General features: G+C 71.2%; 20 protein-coding genes. 16 read left to right on the top strand and 4 right to left on the bottom strand.

Going from position 1 to position 21,574, the window contains the following annotated elements:
* The first annotated feature begins 114 nt into the window (after positions 1 to 114).
* The 3 genes from caldi_RS06380 (at position 115) to caldi_RS06370 (ending at position 2,844) form a co-directional block, all read left to right on the top strand.
* Entirely contained in the window at positions 115 to 1,800 is a 1,686-nt protein-coding gene (locus caldi_RS06380) for an S-layer homology domain-containing protein (RefSeq protein WP_264844273.1), read from the top strand.
* A gap of 139 nt (positions 1,801 to 1,939) precedes the next feature.
* Positions 1,940 to 2,449 (top strand): nucleotidyltransferase domain-containing protein, encoded by a 510-nt coding sequence (locus caldi_RS06375; protein WP_264844271.1) that lies wholly within the window; start codon positions 1,940 to 1,942, stop codon positions 2,447 to 2,449.
* Positions 2,431 to 2,844 (top strand): HEPN domain-containing protein, encoded by a 414-nt coding sequence (locus caldi_RS06370; protein ID WP_264844270.1) that lies wholly within the window; start codon positions 2,431 to 2,433, stop codon positions 2,842 to 2,844. The genes caldi_RS06375 and caldi_RS06370 overlap by 19 nt, the downstream gene beginning before the upstream one ends.
* Here the strand turns inward: caldi_RS06370 and caldi_RS06365 are convergent.
* Positions 2,828 to 3,796 (bottom strand): CapA family protein, encoded by a 969-nt coding sequence (locus tag caldi_RS06365; protein WP_264844269.1) that lies wholly within the window; start codon positions 3,794 to 3,796, stop codon positions 2,828 to 2,830. The genes caldi_RS06370 and caldi_RS06365 overlap by 17 nt on opposite strands.
* A gap of 610 nt (positions 3,797 to 4,406) precedes the next feature.
* Here caldi_RS06365 and caldi_RS06360 point away from each other — a divergent pair.
* From caldi_RS06360 to caldi_RS06300, 13 genes are all read left to right on the top strand, one after another.
* Positions 4,407 to 5,189, top strand: a complete 783-nt coding sequence (locus tag caldi_RS06360; protein WP_264844268.1) for a FadR/GntR family transcriptional regulator — start codon at positions 4,407 to 4,409, stop codon at positions 5,187 to 5,189.
* The gene (locus tag caldi_RS06355; protein WP_264844267.1) at positions 5,186 to 6,244 is read left to right on the top strand and encodes a TAXI family TRAP transporter solute-binding subunit; all 1,059 of its coding nucleotides are present in this window, start codon (positions 5,186 to 5,188) and stop codon (positions 6,242 to 6,244) included. Before caldi_RS06360 ends, caldi_RS06355 begins: the two co-directional genes overlap by 4 nt.
* Before the next feature lie 52 nt (positions 6,245 to 6,296).
* Positions 6,297 to 8,204 (top strand): TRAP transporter permease, encoded by a 1,908-nt coding sequence (locus caldi_RS06350; protein ID WP_264844266.1) that lies wholly within the window; start codon positions 6,297 to 6,299, stop codon positions 8,202 to 8,204.
* A gap of 52 nt (positions 8,205 to 8,256) precedes the next feature.
* The gene (locus caldi_RS06345) at positions 8,257 to 9,897 is read left to right on the top strand and encodes a thiamine pyrophosphate-dependent enzyme (RefSeq protein WP_264844746.1); all 1,641 of its coding nucleotides are present in this window, start codon (positions 8,257 to 8,259) and stop codon (positions 9,895 to 9,897) included.
* 25 nt (positions 9,898 to 9,922) lie between these two features.
* Positions 9,923 to 11,350 (top strand): ABC transporter substrate-binding protein, encoded by a 1,428-nt coding sequence (locus caldi_RS06340; RefSeq protein WP_264844264.1) that lies wholly within the window; start codon positions 9,923 to 9,925, stop codon positions 11,348 to 11,350.
* Positions 11,351 to 11,423: 73 nt separating this feature from the next.
* The gene (locus tag caldi_RS06335) at positions 11,424 to 12,356 is read left to right on the top strand and encodes a carbohydrate ABC transporter permease (RefSeq protein WP_264844263.1); all 933 of its coding nucleotides are present in this window, start codon (positions 11,424 to 11,426) and stop codon (positions 12,354 to 12,356) included.
* Complete coding sequence (locus caldi_RS06330; RefSeq protein WP_264844262.1) at positions 12,356 to 13,183, top strand: carbohydrate ABC transporter permease; 828 nt, start codon at positions 12,356 to 12,358, stop codon at positions 13,181 to 13,183. The genes caldi_RS06335 and caldi_RS06330 overlap by 1 nt, the downstream gene beginning before the upstream one ends.
* Positions 13,184 to 13,223: 40 nt before the next feature.
* Positions 13,224 to 14,300 (top strand): Ldh family oxidoreductase, encoded by a 1,077-nt coding sequence (locus tag caldi_RS06325; protein ID WP_264844261.1) that lies wholly within the window; start codon positions 13,224 to 13,226, stop codon positions 14,298 to 14,300.
* Positions 14,301 to 14,313: 13 nt separating this feature from the next.
* Positions 14,314 to 15,081 carry an HpcH/HpaI aldolase family protein gene (locus tag caldi_RS06320; RefSeq protein ID WP_264844259.1) on the top strand — a complete coding sequence of 256 codons (768 nt, stop codon included), beginning with the start codon at positions 14,314 to 14,316 and terminating at the stop codon, positions 15,079 to 15,081.
* Positions 15,078 to 16,436, top strand: a complete 1,359-nt coding sequence (larC, locus tag caldi_RS06315) for a nickel pincer cofactor biosynthesis protein LarC (RefSeq protein WP_264844258.1) — start codon at positions 15,078 to 15,080, stop codon at positions 16,434 to 16,436. Before caldi_RS06320 ends, larC begins: the two co-directional genes overlap by 4 nt.
* Positions 16,426 to 17,124, top strand: coding sequence for a nickel pincer cofactor biosynthesis protein LarB (gene larB / locus caldi_RS06310; protein ID WP_264844257.1), 699 nt, complete (start codon positions 16,426 to 16,428; stop codon positions 17,122 to 17,124). The genes larC and larB overlap by 11 nt, the downstream gene beginning before the upstream one ends.
* Positions 17,111 to 17,932: an ATP-dependent sacrificial sulfur transferase LarE gene (larE, locus tag caldi_RS06305; RefSeq protein ID WP_264844256.1), complete on the top strand. Its 822-nt coding sequence runs from the start codon at positions 17,111 to 17,113 to the stop codon at positions 17,930 to 17,932. Before larB ends, larE begins: the two co-directional genes overlap by 14 nt.
* A gap of 90 nt (positions 17,933 to 18,022) precedes the next feature.
* Positions 18,023 to 18,460 (top strand): GNAT family N-acetyltransferase, encoded by a 438-nt coding sequence (locus caldi_RS06300; protein ID WP_264844255.1) that lies wholly within the window; start codon positions 18,023 to 18,025, stop codon positions 18,458 to 18,460.
* 463 nt (positions 18,461 to 18,923) lie between these two features.
* Here the strand turns inward: caldi_RS06300 and caldi_RS06295 are convergent, their stop codons facing one another.
* The 3 genes from caldi_RS06295 to caldi_RS06285 all read right to left on the bottom strand — a co-directional run bounded on the left by caldi_RS06295 (position 18,924) and on the right by caldi_RS06285 (position 21,572).
* On the bottom strand, positions 18,924 to 19,721 hold the full coding sequence (locus caldi_RS06295) for a 2-keto-4-pentenoate hydratase (RefSeq protein WP_264844254.1): 798 nt from the start codon (positions 19,719 to 19,721) through the stop codon (positions 18,924 to 18,926).
* Between the two features lie 46 nt (positions 19,722 to 19,767).
* Entirely contained in the window at positions 19,768 to 20,724 is a 957-nt protein-coding gene (locus caldi_RS06290) for a quinone oxidoreductase family protein (RefSeq protein ID WP_264844745.1), read from the bottom strand.
* Positions 20,725 to 20,792: 68 nt separating this feature from the next.
* The gene (locus tag caldi_RS06285) at positions 20,793 to 21,572 is read right to left on the bottom strand and encodes a glucose 1-dehydrogenase (RefSeq protein ID WP_264844253.1); all 780 of its coding nucleotides are present in this window, start codon (positions 21,570 to 21,572) and stop codon (positions 20,793 to 20,795) included.
* Positions 21,573 to 21,574 lie beyond the last annotated feature (2 nt).

The following is a 21,574-nucleotide window of genomic DNA, read 5'->3' as shown; positions in this document are numbered from 1 at the left end:
GCGGTCCTGCCGGAGGCGGACGCCGACCCCCAGAAACCCATCCGTTCAAGACGAAAACATGGAGTGAGGGGACGGTTGGGGGCAGTGAAGTCTGAACGCAGGGAGGGACATGGCATGAAACGGTGGACGGCGTGGCTGCTGGCGGCAGTCATCGCCCTGGCCGCGGGGCCGTCGGCCAGCGCGGCGCCCAAGGCCGCCCCGGGCAAGGGCAAGGTGCGGGTCGTCCTGGAGTTCAACGACGTGGAGAGCGCCCAGTGGGCCCTGCAGTACATCACCCGCATGCAGGTGAAGGCGATCTTCCGGGGCTACGAGGACGGGACGTTCCGCCCCAACGCCCCGATCCGGCGGATCGAAGCGGTCGTCACCGCGGTCCGGCTCATGGGGTTGGAAGAGGAGGCCCGGAGCCGCACGGGCGTGCAGCTGAACTTCCGTGACGCGGAGAAGGTCTACCGCGAATACCCGTGGGCTGTCGGGTACGTGGCCGTGGCTCTGGAGAAGGGTCTCTTCGACTCGACGGAGGACCAGCTGCAACCGGACAGGGAGGCGTCCCGGCTCTGGATCGCCACCCTGCTGGTCCGCGCGCTCGGGCTGCAGCAGGAGGCTCTGTCCCGGATGAACGAGCCCCTGCCCTTCAAGGACGCGGCGGCGATCCCGGCGGGCGCGGTGGGGTACATCGCGGTGGCAGCGGAGAAGGGGATCGTCGCCGGGTACCCCGACGGCACCTTCAAGCCGCACAAGCCGGTGACCCGGGCCGAGATGGCCGCCCTGCTCGACCGCACGGACCAGCAGATGCCCGCCCCCGGTGAGGACCAGGAGGAGATCCAGGGGACGCTCCTGAGCGCGGGCACGGAGCTGGAGATCCAGACGGTCTCCGGCGATGTGTACTCGGTGCCGGTCACGTCCGCGACCCGGGTCTTCATCGGCGGCAAGGTGGCCTCCGTGGACCAGCTCGAGTCCGGCCTGTGGGTGGAGGTGGACCTGGACGAGGACGGCAACGCGCTCCTGGTGGTCGCCCGCGCGCCGCAGAAGGAAGAGGCCGGGGTCGAGGTCAAGGGCGTGATCACGGCGATCGTCCCGCCGGGCGGCGACAAGGGCCCGCAGGTGACGATCGAGGCGGACGACGGTGAGGCGACCTACGAGATCGCCGAGACGGCCCGGATCGAGATCGAGGGGGTCAAGGACCCCACGTGGGAGGACCTCCGCGTGGGTGACCGGGTCCAGGCCGAGGGTGCTGGCGACGTCCTGACGAAGATCGAGGTCGAGGATCGCGAGGAAGCGGAAAAGATCGAGGTCGAGGGCGTGGTCACGGCGATCGTCCCGCCGGGCGGCGACAAGGGCCCGCAGGTAACGATCGAGGCGGACGACGGTGAGGCGACCTACGAGATCGCCGAGACGGCCCGGATCGAGATCGAGGGGGTCAAGGACCCCACGTGGGAGGACCTCCGCGTGGGTGACCGGGTCCAGGCCGAGGGTGCTGGCGACGTCCTGACGAAGGTCAAGGTCGAGGATCGCGGGGAAGGTGAGAAAGAGCAAGAGATCGGGGTCAAGGGCGTCATCACGGCCATCGAGCCGCCAGACGGCGACAAGGGCGCGCTGGTGACGATCGAGACGGAGGACGGCGAAGAGACGTACGAAATCGCCGCCGGCGCCCGGATCGAGATCAAGGGGGTCCGCAGCGCCACCTGGGAGGACCTGAAGGTTGGCGACCGGGTCGAGGCGGAAGGCCGCGGCGGCGTGCTGACGAAGATCAAGGTGGAGGGGCCGAAGGGCGGCAAGGGCCGAGGGAACGAGGAGGCCTAGCCCCGGATCCCCGTCCCGTGGCGCGAGGCAGGAAGGAGGGGCCGGCAGGCCCCTCCTTCGTCCGTCTGGTTGTCTGGTTGCCAGTCCTTGACCGGTACGGAAAACTCAGGCATAATGGGCTGGAAAGGGAGTGATGCCCGTGCGCCTGCGCGAAGCCTTTGCGGGGCTGCTGCCGCGCCTTCGGGAGGCCGCGCTGGCGTGTTACGGGCAGAACCTGGTCACCCTGGCCGTGTTCGGTTCCGTCGCCCGGGGAACACCCGGGCCGGACTCCGACATCGACCTGCTGCTGATCTGCCGCGAGCTCCCTGAGGGGCGGGTCAGGCGGATGGCCGGGTTCGCCTGCGTCGAGCAGGCCCTGGCCCGAGACCTGGAGCGGCTCGAAGGTGCGGGGATCCATACGAGCCTTTCGCCCGTGTTCAAGACAGTGGCCGAGGCGCAGGCGGGCAGCCACCTCTACCTGGACATGGTCGAGGAGGCCATCCTCCTCCATGATGAGGGCCGGTTCTTCGAGTCCGTGCTGAATACGCTCAAGGAGCGTCTGGAGAAACTCGGAGCCCGCCGGGTCCGGCAGGGGAGCCGGTGGTACTGGGTGCTGAAGCCGGACCTGGAGCCAGGGGAGGTGATCGACCTGTGGCCACCAGCCCGCTAGCCGTTGCGTACCTCGAAAAGGCGACGGTGCGGCTCGACGTGCTGGCCCTCCTGGAATCGAAGGGCGCGTACTCCGACGTGGTTCGGGAGGCGCAGGAAGTGGTCGAACTGGCGACCAAGGCCATGCTCCACTCGATCGGGATCGACCCGCCGAAGTGGCACGACGTCGGGCCGCTGATCGTGGAATACCGCGACCGGTTCCCGCCCCAGGTGGGAGCCCAGGCGGAGGAGATCGCGCGCATCACGAAGCGGCTGCGGAAGGAACGCGAGTTCGCCTTCTACGGGGACATCGACTTCATCCCCACGGCAGAGTACGGACCGGAAGACGCGCAGCAGGCCATCCGCGAGGCCGCGTTCGTGGTGAGTCATGCCCGCGCGGTCATCGGGTCGCCGTGACACGGCCAGACCCGGCCCCGGCCCCGGACTTGGCCGGGGCCCCGTCGTCCCGGAGAGGTGCCGAGATGCGTTCGATCTTCTCCAGCAGGTTCCGCGCGGCGTCGCCGTCGAGGATGCGGGGCTGCGCGTCCTCGATCATCACCGGTACCACCTGGTAGGCGTCGACCCCCTCCGGGGTCAGCCGGATCTCGAGGATCATGCTCTCCCGGGTCACCGGCCGTTTCTGGTCCATGACGAAGTTGCCCAGGCTGTAAGCAATCAGGCCCTTCCTGTACCGCTCGACCCCCTGCACGGCGTGGGGGTGGAAGCCGAGGACGAGGTCCGCGCCCAGGTCGATCGTCCTGTGCGCGAGCCGGCGCTGCTCCGCGCCCGGGTAGTTGACGTACTCGTCGCCCCAGTGGTAAGCGACCGCGACGACGTCCGCCTGCTCCCGGGCCCGGGCGATGTCCTGCGCCAGCGTGTCCTCGCGGATCGGCGCCACGCCGGGGCGGGAGTCGGTCGCGGCGAAGGGACGGCGGTAGTGCCAGTCCCAGAAGAGGTCCGCGAACTGGCTGTAGCCGAGGAACGCCACCCGAACCCCGCCGGCCTCGGCGATCAGTGGCCGGCGGGCGGTCTCGAGGTCCTCGCCGGCCCCGGCGACGCCAAGGCCGTTCTCACGGAGGATGGCGAGGGTCTCGAGGAAGTTCTCCGTGTCGTAGTCGAGGATGTGATTGTTTGCCAGAGTGAGGCCGTCGATGCCCGCGAAGCGCAGCCCAGCCACGGTCTCCGGCCGGGCACGGAACCAGATGCCCTTCCCGGGGATCGGCTTTCCCTTCACGCCGAGCGGAGACTCGAGGTTGGCGAAGGCGTAGTCGGCCGCCCGCAGCCGCCCGGCCACGGCGGCAAAGGGGTACTCGATACCGTGGCGGGCGATGGCGGTCGCCACCCCGCGCGCGAGCATGATGTCGCCCACGACCGCCAGGGTGCCCTCCCGCCTCGGCGGGGGCAGGGGCGGCGCCGCGCCGGCCGCCGTGTCGGGTGCCGCGGCAGGCCGATCGGTGGCGGCCGTGCCCGGGCTGCCTGAAGCCACAGCTCCGGCTGGCCCCGGGTCCCTGCCGGCGAGGGCAGGGCGGTCCGCCGGGGCGGTCCGGGTCGCGCAGCCGGCAGCCAGCCAGGCGGCAGACGCGCTCAGGAGGAGGACCAGCGCGCGTACGGGTATCCGGGACCGGGCGCGACGAGCGTTTGCCACCGTGTTCATGTGCAGAAAGTTCGGCGTGCGCGCCGACTTCTCCTGGCCCGGTTTCGCCTGACGCGGGGAGACGACCGGACGTGTGCGTCAGAGGCGAACCGGGAAGTATCGAGGTTTTGAATGAAACGGCGCGCACCGATTCCGTGTTTCTATTAACGAGGTTGTTCGAACTCGGGAGGGACGGTGGAAGAAGGGACGAATCCTGTATTTACACGATCGATGACAATTCGTGTTACTCCCACTGGATTAGCCACTTCACCACGGCGAAGTGGACTTCCTCCTGCCGCGTGGGACAAGCGGCGGCACGGACCGGCAGGGCGGGAGGAGACTGGGTGTGGCCTTTTCCCCCATCCGGCGGGTGCGGACGTACGAAGAAGTGGTCGAGCGCCTGCTCGAGGCCGTCCGGTCCGGCGAACTGCGGCCGGGCGACCGCCTTCCGTCGGAGCGGGACCTGGCCGGCACGTTCGGGGTGAGCCGGCCGGTCTTGCGGCAGGCGCTCACGGTTCTGGAGCGGGCCGGCGTGGTCGAGATCCGGCCGGGCTCCGGCGCTTTCGTCCGGCCGGGGACGCCGGCCGCGAAGGGCCGGGCGCTCGAGCTCATGCTGTTGCCCGATGGTTACACCCTGTACGACCTGCTGGAGGCCCGGCGGGCGCTCGAGGCCGAGGCCGCCCGGCTGGCGGCGGAGCGCCGCACGCCCGAGGACCTGGACCGGATCCGGGCGGCCCACGCGGCCTTCCGGGAGCGGCTCGCCCTCGACGGCCACACGGTGGCGGAGGACTTCGCCTTCCACTACGCGATCGCCCGGGCGGCCGGCAATGCCGTCTTCACCCATCTCATGGGATCGCTCGCCAGCCTCTTCGTCGAGGGGCTCAGCCGGTCCACCGAGGTGCTGCTGGACGCTCCCGGGCGGGCGGAGAAGATCGCCGAGGAGCACGGCCGGATCCTGGCGGCGATCGAGGCGGGGGACGGGCAGGCGGCGAGCCGGGCCCTCATCGCCCACCTCGATGAGGTCGAAGCGCGGCTCCGCTGGGCGGAGGCGCAGCGCCGGCCGTCGCCCGGCACGGGGCACGACGGCCCGGTCAAGTTCCGGAAGAACGAGGGGAGGAGAGCGGAGTGAAACGAACGAGGGTGATCCTGAGTGTCCTGACGGCACTGGTCCTGGTCGCCCTGGCAGGGTGCGGCGGGGCCGGGGGCGGCGCCTCCCAGCCGGCGGCCCCGTCCGGTGCGGGTCAGGGGAGCCAGGCCGGGGCGGCGCCGGCGCAGGGCTCCGCCGGCGGCGGGCAGGCCGCCGCGGCGCCGACCCAGCTGCGCATGATGACGGGCCCGCAGGGTGGGACCTGGACGCCGCTGGGCGGCGCCATCGCTGAGATGGTGCAGAAGGAGATCCCGGGCGTCACCATCACGGTGCAGCCGGGGGCGGGCATCGCCAACGTCAAGGCGATCCACGAGGGCAAGGCGGACCTGGGCTTTGGCAACGCGAACTCCACCGCTGACGGGTACGAGGGGCGGCCGCCGTTCGAGACGGCCACCAAGGACGTCTTGAACCTCGTCACACTGTACAACCAGTACTTCCAGATGATCGTGCCGGCGGACTCCGGCATCAAGAGCGTCGCCGACCTGAAGGGGAAGCGCCTCGCCACCCAGCCCAAGGGCAACACGGGCGAGCAGATCACGCGGGAGGTCCTCGAGGTTTACGGCCTGAAATACGAGGATCTGGCCAAGGTCCACTTCGTCAGCTACTCCGATGCTGTCGAGCTCATCAAGAACCGCCAGGCGGACGCCTTCATGCTCATCACCACCATCCCGGCCTCCTCGGTGATGGACCTCGCCACCGGGCGCGCCATCCGGGTCCTGAGTCTTCCGGACGACAAGCTTGCCGCACTCCGGCAGAAGAACAAGGGCTACGCGAAGCTCGTGATCCCCAAGGGGACGTACCCGGGTCAGGACGAGGATGCGGTCACGGTGGGTACCTACACTCACCTCATCGCCAGCGAGAAGGTCCCGGCGGATCTCGCCTACCGGATCACCAAGCTCGTGGTGGACAACCGGGACCAGCTGGCCGCCATCGCCAGCGCGATCAAGGGGATGACGCCGGAGAAGATGGCGGTCGACGTCGGGGTGCCCTTCCACCCCGGGGCGAAGCGGTTCTTCGACGAGGTGCTGAAGAAGTAGCCGGCGGCGCTGCCGGTCACCGGGGAGAAAGGGCAGCCGGGGGGCGTTGCGATTGGAGCGGGCCGCAGCCGTCGTGAGGCGCATCACCAGCGTCGTGGCCATCGTCATGGCGGCGTACCACCTGTACGTGGTGGCCACCGGCACGCCGGAGGCCATCATCCTGCGGGGGACGCACCTGCTGTTCAGCCTGGCGCTCATCTTCCTCACCTTTCCGGCGCGGGCCCGGGAGCAGGGCCGCTGGTGGGGGTGGGCCGCCGACCTGGGCCTCCTGGTCCTGAGCATCGCCTCGATCGGCTACCTCTTCGTGAACTACGAGTACGTGGTCAACCGGATCTACTACGTCGATCCCCTCCGGCTGGGCGACAAGGTCTTCGGCGCCATCCTGGTCCTGGTGGTCCTCGAGGCCGCCCGGCGAACCACCGGGCTCGTCCTGCCGGTCACCGCCGCCGTGTTCCTGCTCTACGCCCTCACCGGCCCCTACCTGCCGGGCATCCTGAAGCACCCGGGGTTCAGCGTCGAGATCCTCCTCGACCAGCTGTACCTCACGACCGAAGGCATCTTCGGCATCCCGCTGGGCGTCAGCGCCACGTACGTGATCGTGTTCGTGGTGTTCGGGGCGTTCCTGGACAAGTCCGGCGTCGGGCAGTTCTTCACGGACTTCGCGACGGCGATCACGGGCGGCAGCCGGGGCGGCCCGGGCAAGGTGTCGGTGGTGTCGTCGAGCCTTTTCGGCACGATCTCCGGCAGCGCCGTGGCCAACGTGATGGTCGACGGCTGGCTCACCATCCCGCTCATGAAACGGGCGGGGTTCCGGCCCCCGTTTGCGGCCGCGGTGGAGGCGACGGCGTCGACCGGCGGGCAGATCATGCCGCCGGTCATGGGGGCGGCGGCCTTCGTGATGGCCGAGTTCCTCGGCATCCCGTACATCCAGGTGGCGAAGCACGCGCTGATCCCGGCGCTCCTCTACTACGTGGCGCTCTTCTTCTCGATCCACTTCGAGGCGCTGCGCTCCGACCTCAAGGGCGTGCCGAGGGAAGAGGTGCCCCGGCTTCGCGACGTCATCCTGAGCCGCGGGCACCTCTTCCTGCCCGTCATCCTCATCCTGGCGCTGATGGTCGCCGGCTTCACCGCCACCTACGCGGCGCTGTGGGCGACCGCCTCCGTGCTCGTCCTGAGCTGGCTGCGGCGGGACACCCGGATGGGGGTCCGGAGCATCCTGGAGGCCCTGGAGAGCGGCGCCCGCAACACGCTGGCCGTGGCGGCGACGTGCGCGGCGGCGGGCATCATCATCGGGGTCATCGCCCTCACCGGGCTCGGGCTGCGCTTCACCTCGCTGGTGCTCGGGATCGCCGGGCAGCACCTCCTGCCGGCGCTGGTGCTGACGATGGTCGCCGGCCTCATCCTCGGCATGGGCATGCCGACGACCCCCGCGTACATCGTCCAGGCGGCCCTCCTCATCCCGGCCCTGGTGAAGATGGGGGTGCACCCCGTCGCCGCGCACCTGTTCGTCATCTACTTCGCGGCGATCTCGGCCATCACCCCGCCCGTCGCCCTGGCCGTGTACGCGGCGGCCGGGATCGGCAAGGCCCGTTTCTGGGATGCGGGCATCGAAGCCGTCAAGGTCGGGGCGGCCGGGTTCATCGTCCCGTACATGTTCGTGTTCGGTCCCGCCTTGCTCTTCCTGGGCTCTCCGGGCCAGATCGCGTGGGCCCTGGTGACCGCGACGACGGGCTCCGTCGCCCTGGCGGCGGCGCTGCGGGGCTACCTCTTCCGCCCCGCCACCTGGCTGGAGCGCGTGCTCCTGGGTGCAGCCGCGTTCCTCCTGATCGACCAGGGACTGGTCACCGACGCCGTGGGCTTCGGGTTGCTCCTGGGCGCGGTGCTCCTTCAGCGGCTGACCGGCCGCCGGCCAGCCGCGGTCCCCGCGCCGGCGGGCGGCCGGCCCGCCCAGGGGGCGTAGCCGGAGCGCCGCAACGACACCGCATGCGGGGGTGGATTTGCGCTTGTCACCCGTGATGACGGCCGGCAGGGCGGTGGCCGAGATCATCCGCCGGCACGGGGTCACGCACGTCTTCTGCGTCCCGGGCGAGAGCTACCTGCCGGTCATCGACGCCTTCTACGACATGCCCGACGTCCAGCTCGTGCTCAACCGCCACGAGGGCGGGTCGGTCTTCTGCGCGGAGGGGTACGCCAAGGCCTCCGGCCGGGCCGGCGTGGCGATGGCGACCCGCGGGGTCGGAGCCGGGAACCTGGCCATCGGCGTTCACACGGCCCGCCAGGATTCTACCCCGCTCGTGGTGCTCCTCGGGCAGGTGCCGACGCGCTTCCTCCACCGGGAGGCGTTCCAGGAGGTCGACCTGGCGGCCTTCTTCCGCCCGGTCGCCAAGTGGGCGGTGCAGGTCGAGCACCCCGCCCGGGTGCCGGAACTGGTGGCCCAGGCGTTCCGGGTGGCGACCGCCGGCCGTCCCGGCCCGGTCGTGGTGGCGCTGCCGGAGGACGTCCTGGACCGCGAGGTCGACTTCCGGCCGCCGGCACCCCCGCCCCGCCCCCGGCCCCGGCCGGCCCCGGACGAGGTCGAGTCGGCGGTCCGGCTCCTCCTCGATGCCGAGCGGCCGGGCATCCTGGCCGGCGGCGGCGTCCTGCGGGCCGGCGCGACGCCGGTGCTGGTGCAGTTCGCCGAGGCCCTGGCTGCCCCGGTGTTCGCCGGCTTCCGCCGCTTCGACGTGTTCCCCAACGACCACCCGCTCTTCCTCGGCGGCCTCGGGATGGCGACCCGGCCGGAGATCGTCGACTTCGTCCGCAGCCGCGACGTGCTCCTGGTGGTCGGCAGCCGCCTCACCGAGTTCACCACCCAGGGCTACACCCTGCCGGCGCCGGAAACCCGGGTGATCCAGGTCGACATCGCTCCCGAGGTGATCGGGGCCGTCTGCGACGTCGAGGTCGGGATCGTGGCCGACGCCGGCATGGCGCTCGGTGACCTCCTGGAGGCCGTGCGCGCGTCGGACTTCCCCGGGAGCGACCGCCACCGGCACCGGCGCGAGGCGGCAGGGGCCTTGCGGGCCGTGTACGAGCGGATCACCGCCCCCCGGCCGATGGCAGAGAGCGAGCCCGTCGACCCCGAGGGCGTCATGCACGACCTGCAGGCGATCCTCCCGCCCGAGGCAGCGATCGTCACCGACGCCGGCAACTTCTCAGGCTGGCCCGCCCGGTTCTACCGGTTCCGCCGGCCGGGCACCCACTTCGGCCCCATCTCCGGGGCGATGGGCTACGGGCTGCCGGCCGCCATCGGGGTGGCGATGGCGACCCCGGGGCGGCCCGTGGTCTGCCTCGCCGGCGACGGCGGCTTCCTCATGACGGCGAACGAACTCGAGACGGCCGTCCGGCACCGGGTGCCCGTGGTCAGCATCGTCTTCCACAACGGCATGTACGGGACGATGCGCATGCACCAGGAGCGGCGCTACCCCGGGCGGCCCATCGGCTGGGCGCTCGGCGACCCCGGCTTCGCCGACCTCGCCCGGGCCATGGGGGCCCACGGGGAGCGGGTCGAGCGCAACCGCGACTTCCCCGCTGCCCTCCGGCGGGCGCTCGCCGCCGGAGGCCCGGCCGTGATGGAGCTCATCACCCGGCCCGAACGCCTCTCGGCGAGGGAATGAACCAACCAGAAGGGGGTCATCCACCGTGTCAGGGAAGTCTCGTGAGCCGAAAGGTCTCAGTCGACGGCAGATTCTGAAGGCCGCGGGCATCGCCGCGGCGGGGCTCGCCACAGGCGGCCTCGGGGCGCTCCTGTCGGCGTGCTCGAAGCCGTCCCCGGCCCCGGCCGGGGGCGGCGGGGCGGCATCGGGGGCGGCCACCGGCGCCGCGGCGGGATCGGCCCCGGCCGTGACCGGGCTGGCGAAGCCCAAGCTGCGGATCTGGCTCTTCAAGAGCTTCGTCACCAAGGGCAACGAGATCCTGGAGAAGCAGATCCGGACGTGGGCCGAGAAGAAGAACGTCGACGTGGAGATCGAGTTCTCGACGTTCAACGACATCTTCACGAAGTACGCGGCGGCCATCGAGGCCGGCAACCCGCCCGACCTCGGCGAGCTCGACGCCGTCGCCCCGGTCCGCTACAAGGGCATGGGACAGCTCCTCGAGGTCGACGACGTGCTCGCCCGGGTCCTGGAGAAGAACAAGGGCTTCACCAGCGACGAGCGCGTGAACCTGATGGTGAAGTTCGACGGCAAGTACTGGGCTGTCCCGCGGTACTCCATGTTGTCGATGTTCTACTACCGTCAGGACCTGCTGGCAGAGAAGAACCTCCAGCCCCCGAAGACCTGGGACGAGGTGGTCGAGGTCGCCAAGAAGGTCCAGGACCCGGCCAAGGGGATCTACGGCTTCGGACAGACGCTCAACCGCTCCTTCGACGGCGACGACTTCATGATGGCGATCATGTGGAGTCACGGCGCGAGCTGGGTGAAGGAGGACGGGAAGACCCTCACGTTCGACACCCCCGAGACCCGTCAGGCGCTACAGTACGCCGTGGACCTGTTCCTGAAGCACCAGGTGGAGCCCCCCGGCGCCGCGGGCTGGACCGACGCGAACAACAACGAGGCGTGGCTCGCCGGCAAGATCGCCATGACGAACAACGGAGCCTCCATCTACTACGCCCTGGTCTCGCAGAAGCACGAACTGGCGGGCAAGACGCGGCTCTCCGTCACCCCGGCTGGCCCCAAGGGCAACTTCACCGCCGACAACAGCTGGAACTTCGGCATCTTCAAGAAGACCCAGCACCCGGACCTCTGCAAGGACCTGATCGAGTACATCATGTCGCCCGAGCAGTGGAAGGAGTACATGACCAACTCGATCGGCCAGGCCGCGCCGCTCTACAAGCTCCACGCGGAGGACCCGTACTGGAAGACCGACCCGAACTTCGAGGCGATCATGCAGAACGGCATGTACGCCCGGCTGCCCGGCTACCCGGGGCCCATCACCGCCGCGGCGGCCGAGGTCCGGGCCCAGCACGTCCTCACCGACATGGCGTCCTCCGTCCTGCAGGGCACGCCCATCGACCAGGCCATCCAGGCGGCGAAGCGCAAGATCGAAAGCATCTACAAGGCCGTCGGATAACCGGCAGGGGCGGTGCCCCCGGGTGGTCCCCGGGGCCCCGCCCCACCTCCAGATCAGGGGGGATCAGGCCCTCATGGCGGACGTACCCATCGCCGCGACCCGGCCGGCCGGCCGGACCAGCCGCGCGGCCCGAATCCTGGGCCGGGACTGGCTCCTCGGCTTCCTGTTCATCGCGCCGGTGGTCGTCTCGGTGTTCGGGCTCATCGCCTACCCCGGCGTCCTGGCGATCTACCTGAGCATGACGCAGAAGCTCATCGGCTACCGGCCGGTGTTCATCGGGCTGCAGAACTACGTCGAGCTCTGGCACGACCCGTTCTTCCGCCGGGCCCTCTGGAACACGGTGGTATTCACCACCGTGGCGGTGGCGCTCAAGCTGGTGATCGGGCTCGTGATGGCCCTCACGCTCAACGCCGGGATCCGGGCGAAGAACTTCTGGACCGGATTCCTCCTGATCCCCTGGGTGACGCCCACCGTGGTGAGTTCGCTGAACTTCCTGTGGATGTTCGACGGGCTCCTCGGGGTCATCAACTACATCCTGGTTCATGCAGGCATCCTGTCCCAGCCGATCGGGTGGCTCGCCAACCCGAAGACGGCGATGGCCTCGATCATCGCGGCGAACGTCTGGCGGGGCTTCCCCTTCTTCGGCGTGACCATCCTGGCGGGCCTGCAGACCATCCCCCACGAGCTGTACGAAGCCGCCGCCGTCGACGGGGCGAGCCGCTTCCGCCAGTTCTGGCACATCACGCTGCCGGGCATCAAGTACGTGGCGATCGTGGCGACGCTCCTGTCCACCATCTGGACTTTCAACGACTTCCAGGCCGTCTACATCCTGACCCGGGGCGGGCCCGGCGGCGCCACGCACATCGTCGGCACCCTCACGTACGAGATCGCCATCGACGGGCTCAACCTCGGGAAGGGCACGGCGGTGTCGATCTTCGCGATGCCGCTGATGGCCCTCCTCATCTTCCTCTTCACCCGGTACACGCAGCGGGAGGTGGGGGCCTAATGGCGGGTCAGCGCGGGCGGTGGTTGGCCTACGTCTCCCTGGCGGCGCTCGTGCTGGTGGTCGGGTTCCCGATCTACTGGATGGTCGTGACGTCCTTCAAGACCCGGGCCCAGATCGGCAACCTGAACGCGATGTTCTGGCCGGAGCCCTTCGTGCTCGACAACTACGTCAACCTGGTGCGGAACTTCCCCTTCCTGACCTGGTTCAAGAACAGCTTCATCGTGGCGCTGACGAGCACGCTCATCGCCACGGCGGTGGGGACCGTCGGTGCCTACGCCCTGGCCCGGCTCCGGTTCCTGGGGCGCCACTTCGTCGCCTTCAGCGTGCTGGTCGCCTACCTCGTGCCGCCCACCATCCTCTTCATCCCCCTGTACCGCGTGATCAAGGACCTGGGGCTCTCCAATTCCCTCGCGGGGCTGATCGCCGCCTACCCGAGCTTCACGGTCCCCCTCAGCACCTGGCTCCTGGTCGGCTTCTTCCGGTCGATCCCGGCCGAGCTGGAGGAAGCGGCCCTGATCGATGGCGCCACCCGCTGGCAAGCCCTCACGCGGGTGGTGCTGCCGCTTTCCAAGCCCGGGCTGGTCGCCGCCGCCCTGTTCGCCTTCACGAACTCCTGGAACGAGTTCCTGTACGCCCTCGTCTTCATCTCGGACACCCGCACCCACCCGCTCACGGTGGGACTGACGAACCTCATCCTGGGCGACGTGTACCTCTGGGGCGAGCTGATGGCCGCCGCCGTGCTCGGCACGATCCCCGTGGTCGTGCTCTACATTTACCTCCAGAAGTACGTGGTAGCAGGGCTCACGGCCGGCGCGGTGAAAGGGTAACTCCAGAAGTCACGCCGCAGGAGGAGATGAGAGACGGCGCATGGAAACCTCTCCGCAGGCTGTTCCCCGCATCGAGGCCGCCCGGCTGGAGGCGTGGGCGGCCGCGCTCTTGCAGAAGGCCGGGGTGGACCCCGCTGACGCCGCCGAGGTCGCCCGCCAGCTCGTGGCCGCCGACCTCCGGGGCGTGGACACCCACGGCACGAGCCGCCTCGGCATCTACCTGCAGCGGCTCGAGGCGGGGCTGGTCGCCCGCCGCACCGAGGTGCGGGTGCTGCAGGAGACCCCCGTGAGCGCCCTGCTCGACGGGCAGCACGGCTTCGGCCAGGTGGTCGCCGTCCGGGCGGCGGACCTGGCGATCCGCAAGGCCCGCGAGGCCGGGGTCGGGGTCGTGGTGGTCCGCAACTCCACCCACTGCGGCGCGCTGGCCTACTTCACGCTGCGGATGGCCGCGGCCGGGCTGATCGGCTTCGCCGCCACCCATGCCCCGGCCAGCATGCCGCCCTGGGGCGGCTCGCAGCCCTTCTTCGGCACCAACCCGCTCTCGTGGGCGTTCCCGGCGGGCGAGGAGGGGCCTGTGGTGCTGGACATGGCCACCAGCCAGGTCGCCCGGGGCAAGATCTTCCGGGCCGTCCGGGAGGGCTGGCCGGAGATCCCCCCGGGATGGGCCACCGACAGGCAGGGCGTCCCCACCACGGACCCGCGGGCGGCCCAGGAGGGCATGGTGCTCCCGGCCGGCGGGGTGAAGGGCTACGGGCTCGCCATGGTGGTCGAGCTCCTGGCGGGCATCCTCTCCGGCGCTCCCTTTGGGCCGCACCTGCCAAGAATGTACGAGCGGCTCACCGAGCCCCAGCAGCTCGGCCACTTCTTCCTGGCGCTGCGCCCCGACCTGTTCCTGCCGGAAGAGGAGTACCGGGCGCGGGTCGACCGGCTCGTGCGCGAGGTGCGCGCGGTGCCGCCTGCGCCGGGGACCGACCGGGTGCGGGCGCCGGGGGACGTGGAGGCAGAGCAGGAGGCGGAGCGGCGCCGGCTCGGCATCCCGCTCGGGCCCGGCGTGCTGCAGGAGTTCCGGGAGCTCGCCGGGCGCTACGGCGTCCCGCTGCCCCCGCTGCACGAGTGAGGAGGCGTTGCCGGTGGCGGTCATCGACACCCGCCTGAAGGAGTGGCTGCGCGAGGGGCGGACCCTGGTCGGCCTCTTCGTGAGCATCCCGCATCCCGCCCTCGTCGAGATGGCCGGGTTCGCGGGGTTCGACTTCGTCATCCTCGACAACGAGCACGGGCCTGCCGGCATCGAGACGACGGAGAACCTGATCCGTGCCGCCCGCGCGGCCGGCGTGGTGCCGGTGGTGCGGGTCTCCTCCGCCAACACGCAGGAGATCCTCCGGACGCTGGACATCGGCGCGTCGGCCGTGCAGGTCCCGCAGGTGAACGACCGTGCCACCGCGGAGCTCGCCGTGCGCTCGGCCAAGTACCCGCCCGAGGGCATCCGCGGGGTGGCGAACTCCACCCGGGCGGCGGGCTGGGGATTCTTCGGCGGGCTGGAGCACATCGAGCGGAGTAACGCCGGGACGGCGGTCGTCACGCACGTGGAGACCGTGGAGGCCCTCCGGAATCTCGACGACCTGCTCACTGTCCCCGGCATCGACGCGATGTTCATCGGCCCGACGGACCTCTCGACCTCCATGGGCCACCCCGGCAACCCCGGGCACCCGGAGGTGCAGGGCGCCATCGAGGGCGCCATCCGGCGGATCGCCGCGGCGGGGAAGGCGCCCGGCATCCTGGTCGGCGACCCCGCCGCGTACCGGGCCTGGCGGGAGAAGGGGGCGCGGTACCTCGTCTTCAACATCGCCAGCCTGATCGTCCGGTCGCTGACGGACGTGGTGGCCGCGATCCGGTCATGATCCTCTACTTCGACGCCTTCGCCGGCGCCAGCGGCGACATGATCCTGGGCGCGCTCCTGGACGCCGGCGTTGACCTGGACGCCGTGCAGCGGGAACTGCAGAAGCTGGAGATCTCCGGCTACGAACTCAAGCGGGAGCGGGTGACGCGGCGCGGCATCGCCGCGACCCGCTTCCAGGTCCTTCTGGAGGGCGGTGCCGACCCCGACGCCCCGCCCCGCCACGGCGCCGGGCACATCCGCGGCCACGACCACGGCCACGACCACCACGACCACCACGGTGACCACGGCCCTCACGGCCACCACGCGCCGGCGCGGCCGCTGCGGGAGATCCTGGACCTCATCGACCGGAGCGCGCTGGCCGGGCCGGTCAAGGCGCTCTCCCGGCGGATCTTCGAGCGGCTGGGGGAGGCGGAGGCCCGGGTCCACGGGGTCTCCCCGGCGGACGTGCACCTGCACGAGGTCGGGGCGGTCGACGCCATCGTCGACATCTGCGGCGCGGCCGTCGCCCTGCACCTTCTGGGGATGCCGGAGTGCCACGCCAGCCCGCTCCACGTGGGGCGGGGGTTCGTGGAGACCGCTCACGGCCGCTACCCGGTGCCGGCGCCGGCGACGGCGTACCTCATCGAGGGGGTGCCGTCCTACGCCACCGACGTGGAGGGCGAGCTCCTCACGCCGACCGGCGCCGCCGTCCTCACGACCGTGTGCCGCGCGTTCGGCCCGCGGCCGCCGATGCGCATCCGGGCCACCGGCTACGGCGCCGGCAAGCATGACCGGGTGATCCCCAACGTCCTGCGGGTGCACCTCGGCGATCCGGTTACGGCCGAGTTCGGAGCGGGCGTCCCAGCCCCGGCCGGGGCCGCCGGCGCCGGTGGACCCGGGCCCGGCTGGGCGCTCGAACGGGTGGTCCTCCTGGAGACGAACATCGACGACATGAACCCGCAGGTCTACCCGCACCTGCTCGAGCGGCTCCTCGAAGGCGGCGCCCTGGACGCGTGGCTGACCCCCGCGCACATGAAGAAGGGCCGGCCGGGGGTGCTCCTGCACGTGCTGGCCCGGCGGGAGGAGGCGGACGCGCTGGCGGCGATCGTCTTCGCCGAGACCACGACGATCGGGCTGCGGCGATCCGAGGTCGAGCGCTGGGTGCTCCCGCGGGAGTGGGTCACGGTCGAGACGCCGTACGGCCCGGTGCAGGTGAAGGTCGCCCGGCTCGGCGGCCGGGTCGTGAACGCGATGCCGGAGTACGAGGACTGCCGGGCCGCGGCCCGGGAGCACGGGGTGCCGCTGCGGCGCGTGTGGGAGCAGGCGCTGGCGGCCGCGGCCCGCCTCGTCCGGGACGGTGCCGGCGATGGCGCGTGAAGGGGAGCCGCTGGAGTTCGCCCACCTCGACCTCGACCGGGAGGCCCGGTGCGGTTTCCCGGAGGTCGTCCTCTGCCAGGGGAAGACGCCCGAGCAGGCGGCGGCGATCGCCGAGCGCCTGGCGCAGGCGCACGGCCGCTTCCTGGCCACGCGCGCGACGCCGGAGCACTTCGCCGTCGTCCGGGGCCGGGTCCCGGACGCCACCTATCACGAGATCGCCCGGGTGATCCGCCTGGACCGCGCCCCGGCGCCGCCGCGGCCCGGGTACGTGGCGGTCGTTTGCGCCGGGACCGGCGACCTGCCGGTCGCCGAGGAGGCGGCGGTGACCCTCGAAGCCATGGGGAGCGCCGTGCGGCGGATCTACGACGTGGGGGTCGCCGGGCTCCACCGGCTCCTCGGCCAGGTGGGGGCCATCCGGCAGGCCGCCGTCGTGGTGGTCGTCGCCGGGATGGAGGGGGCGCTCGCCAGCGTGGTGGGCGGCCTGGTGGACCGCCCGGTGGTCGCCGTGCCCACCAGCGTGGGCTACGGCGCCAGCCTGGGCGGGCTGGCGGCCCTCCTGGCGATGCTGAACTCGTGCGCGCCCGGGGTCACCGTGGTGAACATCGACAACGGGTTCGGCGCCGGGTACGCCGCGGCCACGATCCACCGGGCGATCTGGGAAGGACGTGAGCGCAGTGGAGGCGCTTGAGATACGGTACAGCCGGCTGCAGGCGATCCTGCGGGGGATGGGGGAGGTCCTCGTCGCCTTCTCGGGCGGCGTGGACAGCACCTTCCTGGTGAAGGTGGCCTTCGACGTCCTGGGGGAGCGGGCCGTCGCCGTCACCGCCGATTCGCCCTCGCTGCCCCGGCGGGAGCTGGAGGAGGCGCGGCGCCTGGCGGCCGAGATCGGGGTGCGGCACCTGGTCATCGAGACCCACGAGCTGGACGATCCGCGGTACGCCGCCAACCCCGCGAACCGCTGCTACTTCTGCAAGACGGAGCTGTTCACGCGGCTTGAGGGTCTCGCCCGGGAGTTGGGCTTCCGCTGGCTCGCGTACGGGGAGAACGCCGACGACGCCCTGGGCCACCGCCCCGGCGCGCAGGCGGCGCAGGAGTTCGGCGTCCGCTCGCCCCTCAAGGAGGCCGGGCTCACCAAGGCCGACGTCCGGGCCCTGTCCCGGCGCCTGGGCCTGCCGGTGTGGGACAAGCCGGCCTTCGCCTGCCTGAGCTCCCGCTTCCCCTACGGGAGCACGATCACGGCGGAGAAGCTCCGGCAGGTGGAGGCGGCCGAACAGGTCCTGTGGGAGCTCGGCTTCCGCCAGTTCCGCGTTCGCCACCACGGGGACATCGCCCGGATCGAGGTGGGGCGCGAGGAGCGGATCCGGCTCCTGGAGGTGGCCGAGGAGGTTTCCGATCGCCTGCGCGCCCTGGGCTTCCTCTACGTGACCATGGACCTCCTGGGGTACCGGACGGGCAGCATGAACGAGGTGCTGGTGAAGGTGGAGGGCGTGCGGTAACCCGGCGCCCAGCCGGTCGCGCCCGAAGCGGTCCCAGGCGGTCCGCGGTGGCGATTCGAACGGACGGCGGGCGTTCAGGGGGGGTGCCGGGTGCAGATTCGTCCGATGCGACCGGACGACGCGGAGCGCGTGGCTTTGCTCTGTGAGCAGCTGGGCTACGCCTCGTCGAAGGAACAGGTCCTGCGCTACCATGCGGGACTGGCCGTGGACGAAGATCAAACGATCCTCGTGGCCGAAGCGCCGGCCGGCCAGGTGGTGGGATGGGTGCACGTGCACGGCCACCACTGGCTCGGGGGTCCCTCGCATGCCCGGATCGCAGGCTTGGTGGTGGACCAATCCCACCGCGGGCGTGGGATCGGGAAGGCGCTCGTGCAGGCGGCGGAAGCCTGGGCGCTGGAGCGGGGATACCAGGAGGTCGTTCTCAACTCGAATGTCGTCCGGGAGAGGGCGCACCAGTTCTATCGAGACCTCGGGTACGCTGTTGTCAAGACGCAGTATCAGTTCCGCAAGGGACTGGCGGCCAGATGAGCGTCCGGGCCGCCGTCACGCTCTCCGCCGAGCTTGCGGCCGTCGGACCCGGCAGCCGAGCCGAGATGCCCGTGCGGATGCTGGAGCCGGCTTCCAGTGCGGCTGTCCCTACCCGTTCGTCTTGTGTACCCGGGGGCAACGACTCTCACGGGGCCCTGTTGCCGGAGCGGGCGTGCACAGGTTCTGTCCCGGCGCCGTATCCGCGGATGGCACAAAGATTGTCCTGGCGTGCGCGCAAGAGTGCTTTCGATGGTCGCGACCTCTTGAGCTTGAGCTGGCGGGTTTACCGTAATGGGCCGGAACAGGACGTAACTATAAGGTTCCGTAAACCCCGGATCCGGCAGAGGGGCGAACAGGGAAGTTTCTTGACCCACGTACCCCTCGGGGTACGTGGGTCAACCCCTATCTCGGTCCCCCGCAGCCGGTTCCGGCGGCCGCGCTGGCGCGGCAGGCCCGGGGGTCCTTACTCGAACCGCACCTCCACCGCGCCGAGGTGGTCGAAGGTCGCCCGCACGACGTCGCCGGCCTCCACCGGCACGGCGGCCATGGGGGACCCGGTGAAGATCACCTGGCCGGCCCGGAGGTGGCGGCCGGAGCGGGCCAGGTGGTTGGCCAGCCAGGCCACGGAGGCGGCCGGGTGGCCGAGCACCGCCGCGCCGGCGGCGGTGCCGGCGATCTGGCCGTTCTTCTCCAACACCACCCCGATGAGGCGCAGGTCGGCGGTCAGAGGGCTGACACCCCGGCCGCCCAGGAGGATCCGGGACGCCGCCGCGTTGTCGGCCATCATCTCCGGGGCGCGGACCTGCCAGTTGAAGCGGCTGTCCGGGATCTCGAGGGCGGGGACGACCAGCCGGGTGGCGGCAAGCACCTGGGCCACCGTCACCCCGGGGCCGGCCAGGTCCTCGCCCAGGATGAAGGCCTGCTCCGGTTCGACCTGCGGGGCGATGAAGTCGCCGCGGGAGAGGACGGCATGGCTCCGGCCTTCGGCCACCTCGACGAGCGCCGTGTCCAGGAGGACGCCGGCGACGGGTTCCCGGACCCCCAGGGCGTTCCGGGTGCCCTGGCTGGTCAGGGCCAGCTTGTAGCCGATTACCCGGGCTCCGAGCCCCAGCTTCTCCTCGATCACGATCTCCTGGATCGCATACGCATCCTCTGCAGTGATCTGGGGCAAGGCGTCGGTCATGGGCTGCAGGGGTCGGCGCTGCGCCTCGGCCTGCAGGAGGCGTTGCGCCCAGTCCTGGAGGGTCCCGCTGTCCAGCATCCGCAACATCTCCCCTCGCAAACCGGGATCGCCGGGATCCGCCGGCTCACGGGATCAGGAGGATCTTCCCCACGCTCTGGCGGGATTCGAGGCGGCGGTGGGCGTCGGCCACCTCCGTCAGCGCGAACCGGCTGTCGATCCGCACCTGCAGTTCGCCCGCCGCCAGCCAGGCGAAGATGTCGCCGGCGCGGGACAGGAGTTCCTCCCGCGTCCGGATGTAGTCGCGCAGGTGCGGCCGGGTGAGGTAGAGGGAGCCGTTCATGAGCTCGAGCGGCGCGATCGGCTCGACGGGCCCGCTGGACTGCCCGAAGGAGACCAGGATCCCGCGCGGCGCCAGGCAGCGCAGGCTGCCCCGGAAGGTGGCCTGTCCCACGGAGTCGTAGACGGCGTGCACGCCCTCGCCGCCCGTGAGCCGCTCTACCTCCGACACGAAGTCGACCTCACGGTAGAGGATCACGGCATCGGCGCCGGCGGCGAGCGCCACGTCGGCCTTCGCGGGGGAGCCGACGGTGCCGTACACCGTGGCGCCCAGCCGCTTGGCGATCTGGACGAGGAGGAGCCCGGTGCCGCCGGCCGCGGCGTGCACGAGGACGCGGTGGCCGGGGCGGAGGGGGAACGTGCTGGTGGCCAGGTAGTGCGCGGTCAGGCCCTGGAGCAGGACGGCGGCCGCGAGTTCGCTCGAGACGCCGTCCGGGAGGGGCACCAGCTTCGCGGCTTCCGCCAGGCCGTACTCCACGTACGTGGCGCCGGCGAGGGCATACGCCACCCGGTCGCCCGGCTTGACCTCCGTCACCCCCGGGCCGACGGCGTCCACCACCCCGGCCGCCTCGATGCCCGGCGTGTAGGGGAGCGAGACCGGGTAGAGGCCGCTCCGTGTGTAGGTATCGTGATAGTTGAGGCCGATCGCCTCGAGCCGGACCCTGGCCTGGCCGGGGCCCGGTTCGGGCACGGGGACCTCGTCGCGCTGCAGCACTTCGGGACCGCCGAAGCGGTGGACGCGCATGGCGATCACGGCGGATGCCCCCCAGTGAGTGGTGCGTTGCACCGCCTCCAGCCAGAACGGCGGGTGGTTCAGCGCGACAGCCAGCCGCCGTCGACCACCAGCACCTGCCCGGTCATGAAGTCCGAGGCGGCGGAGGCGAGGAAGACCACGGCGCCGGCCAGGTCCCACGGCTGGCCCCAGCGGCCGGCGGGGACGCGCTCGAGGATCTGGCGGTTTCGGACGGGGTCGTCCTGCAGGACCTTCGTGAACTCCGTCGCGATGTACCCCGGCGCCAGGGCGTTCACCTGGATGCCCAGCGGGGCCAGCTCGTTGGCGAGCGCCCGGGTGATGCCGGCGAGGGCGTGCTTGCTGGCGGCGTACGGCAGCACCCGGACGCCGCCCTGAAATGACAGCACGGAGGCGACGTTGACGATCTTCCCCCGCCCGCGCTCCGCCATGTGCCGGGCAGCCGCCCGGGAGAGGAAAAGCGGGGCGCGGGCGTTGACGGCCAGGTCGCGCTCCCACGCCTCGTCGTCGACCTCCAGGGCCGGGCCGCGCCAGGTCGTGCCGGCGCAGTTCACCAGGATGTCGAGCCGGCCCATGCGCCGGATGACCTCGTCGACGAGTTGCTCCCCGTCCCGGGCGCGCAGGCGGGACAGGTCGGCCTGCAGGACGGCGGCGCGCCGGCCTGCGGCTTCGATGGCGGACACGGTCTCCTCCGGCGAGCGCCGGTTCGCCACCAGGGCGATGTCCGCCCCGGCCTGGGCCAGCGCCACGGCGAGCGCCTGCCCGATGCCCGAGGCGGCGCCGGTGACCAGCGCCACCTGGCCGGCCAGGCGGAAGAGGTCGAGCACGTTCCGGTCGTTCATGG

The organism is Caldinitratiruptor microaerophilus, assembly GCF_025999835.1.
GTDB classification, from domain to species: domain Bacteria; phylum Bacillota; class Sulfobacillia; order Symbiobacteriales; family ZC4RG38; genus Caldinitratiruptor; species Caldinitratiruptor microaerophilus.
The sequence above is the reverse complement of the archived record's forward strand: the minus strand, read 5'-3'. Positions and strand labels throughout refer to the sequence as shown.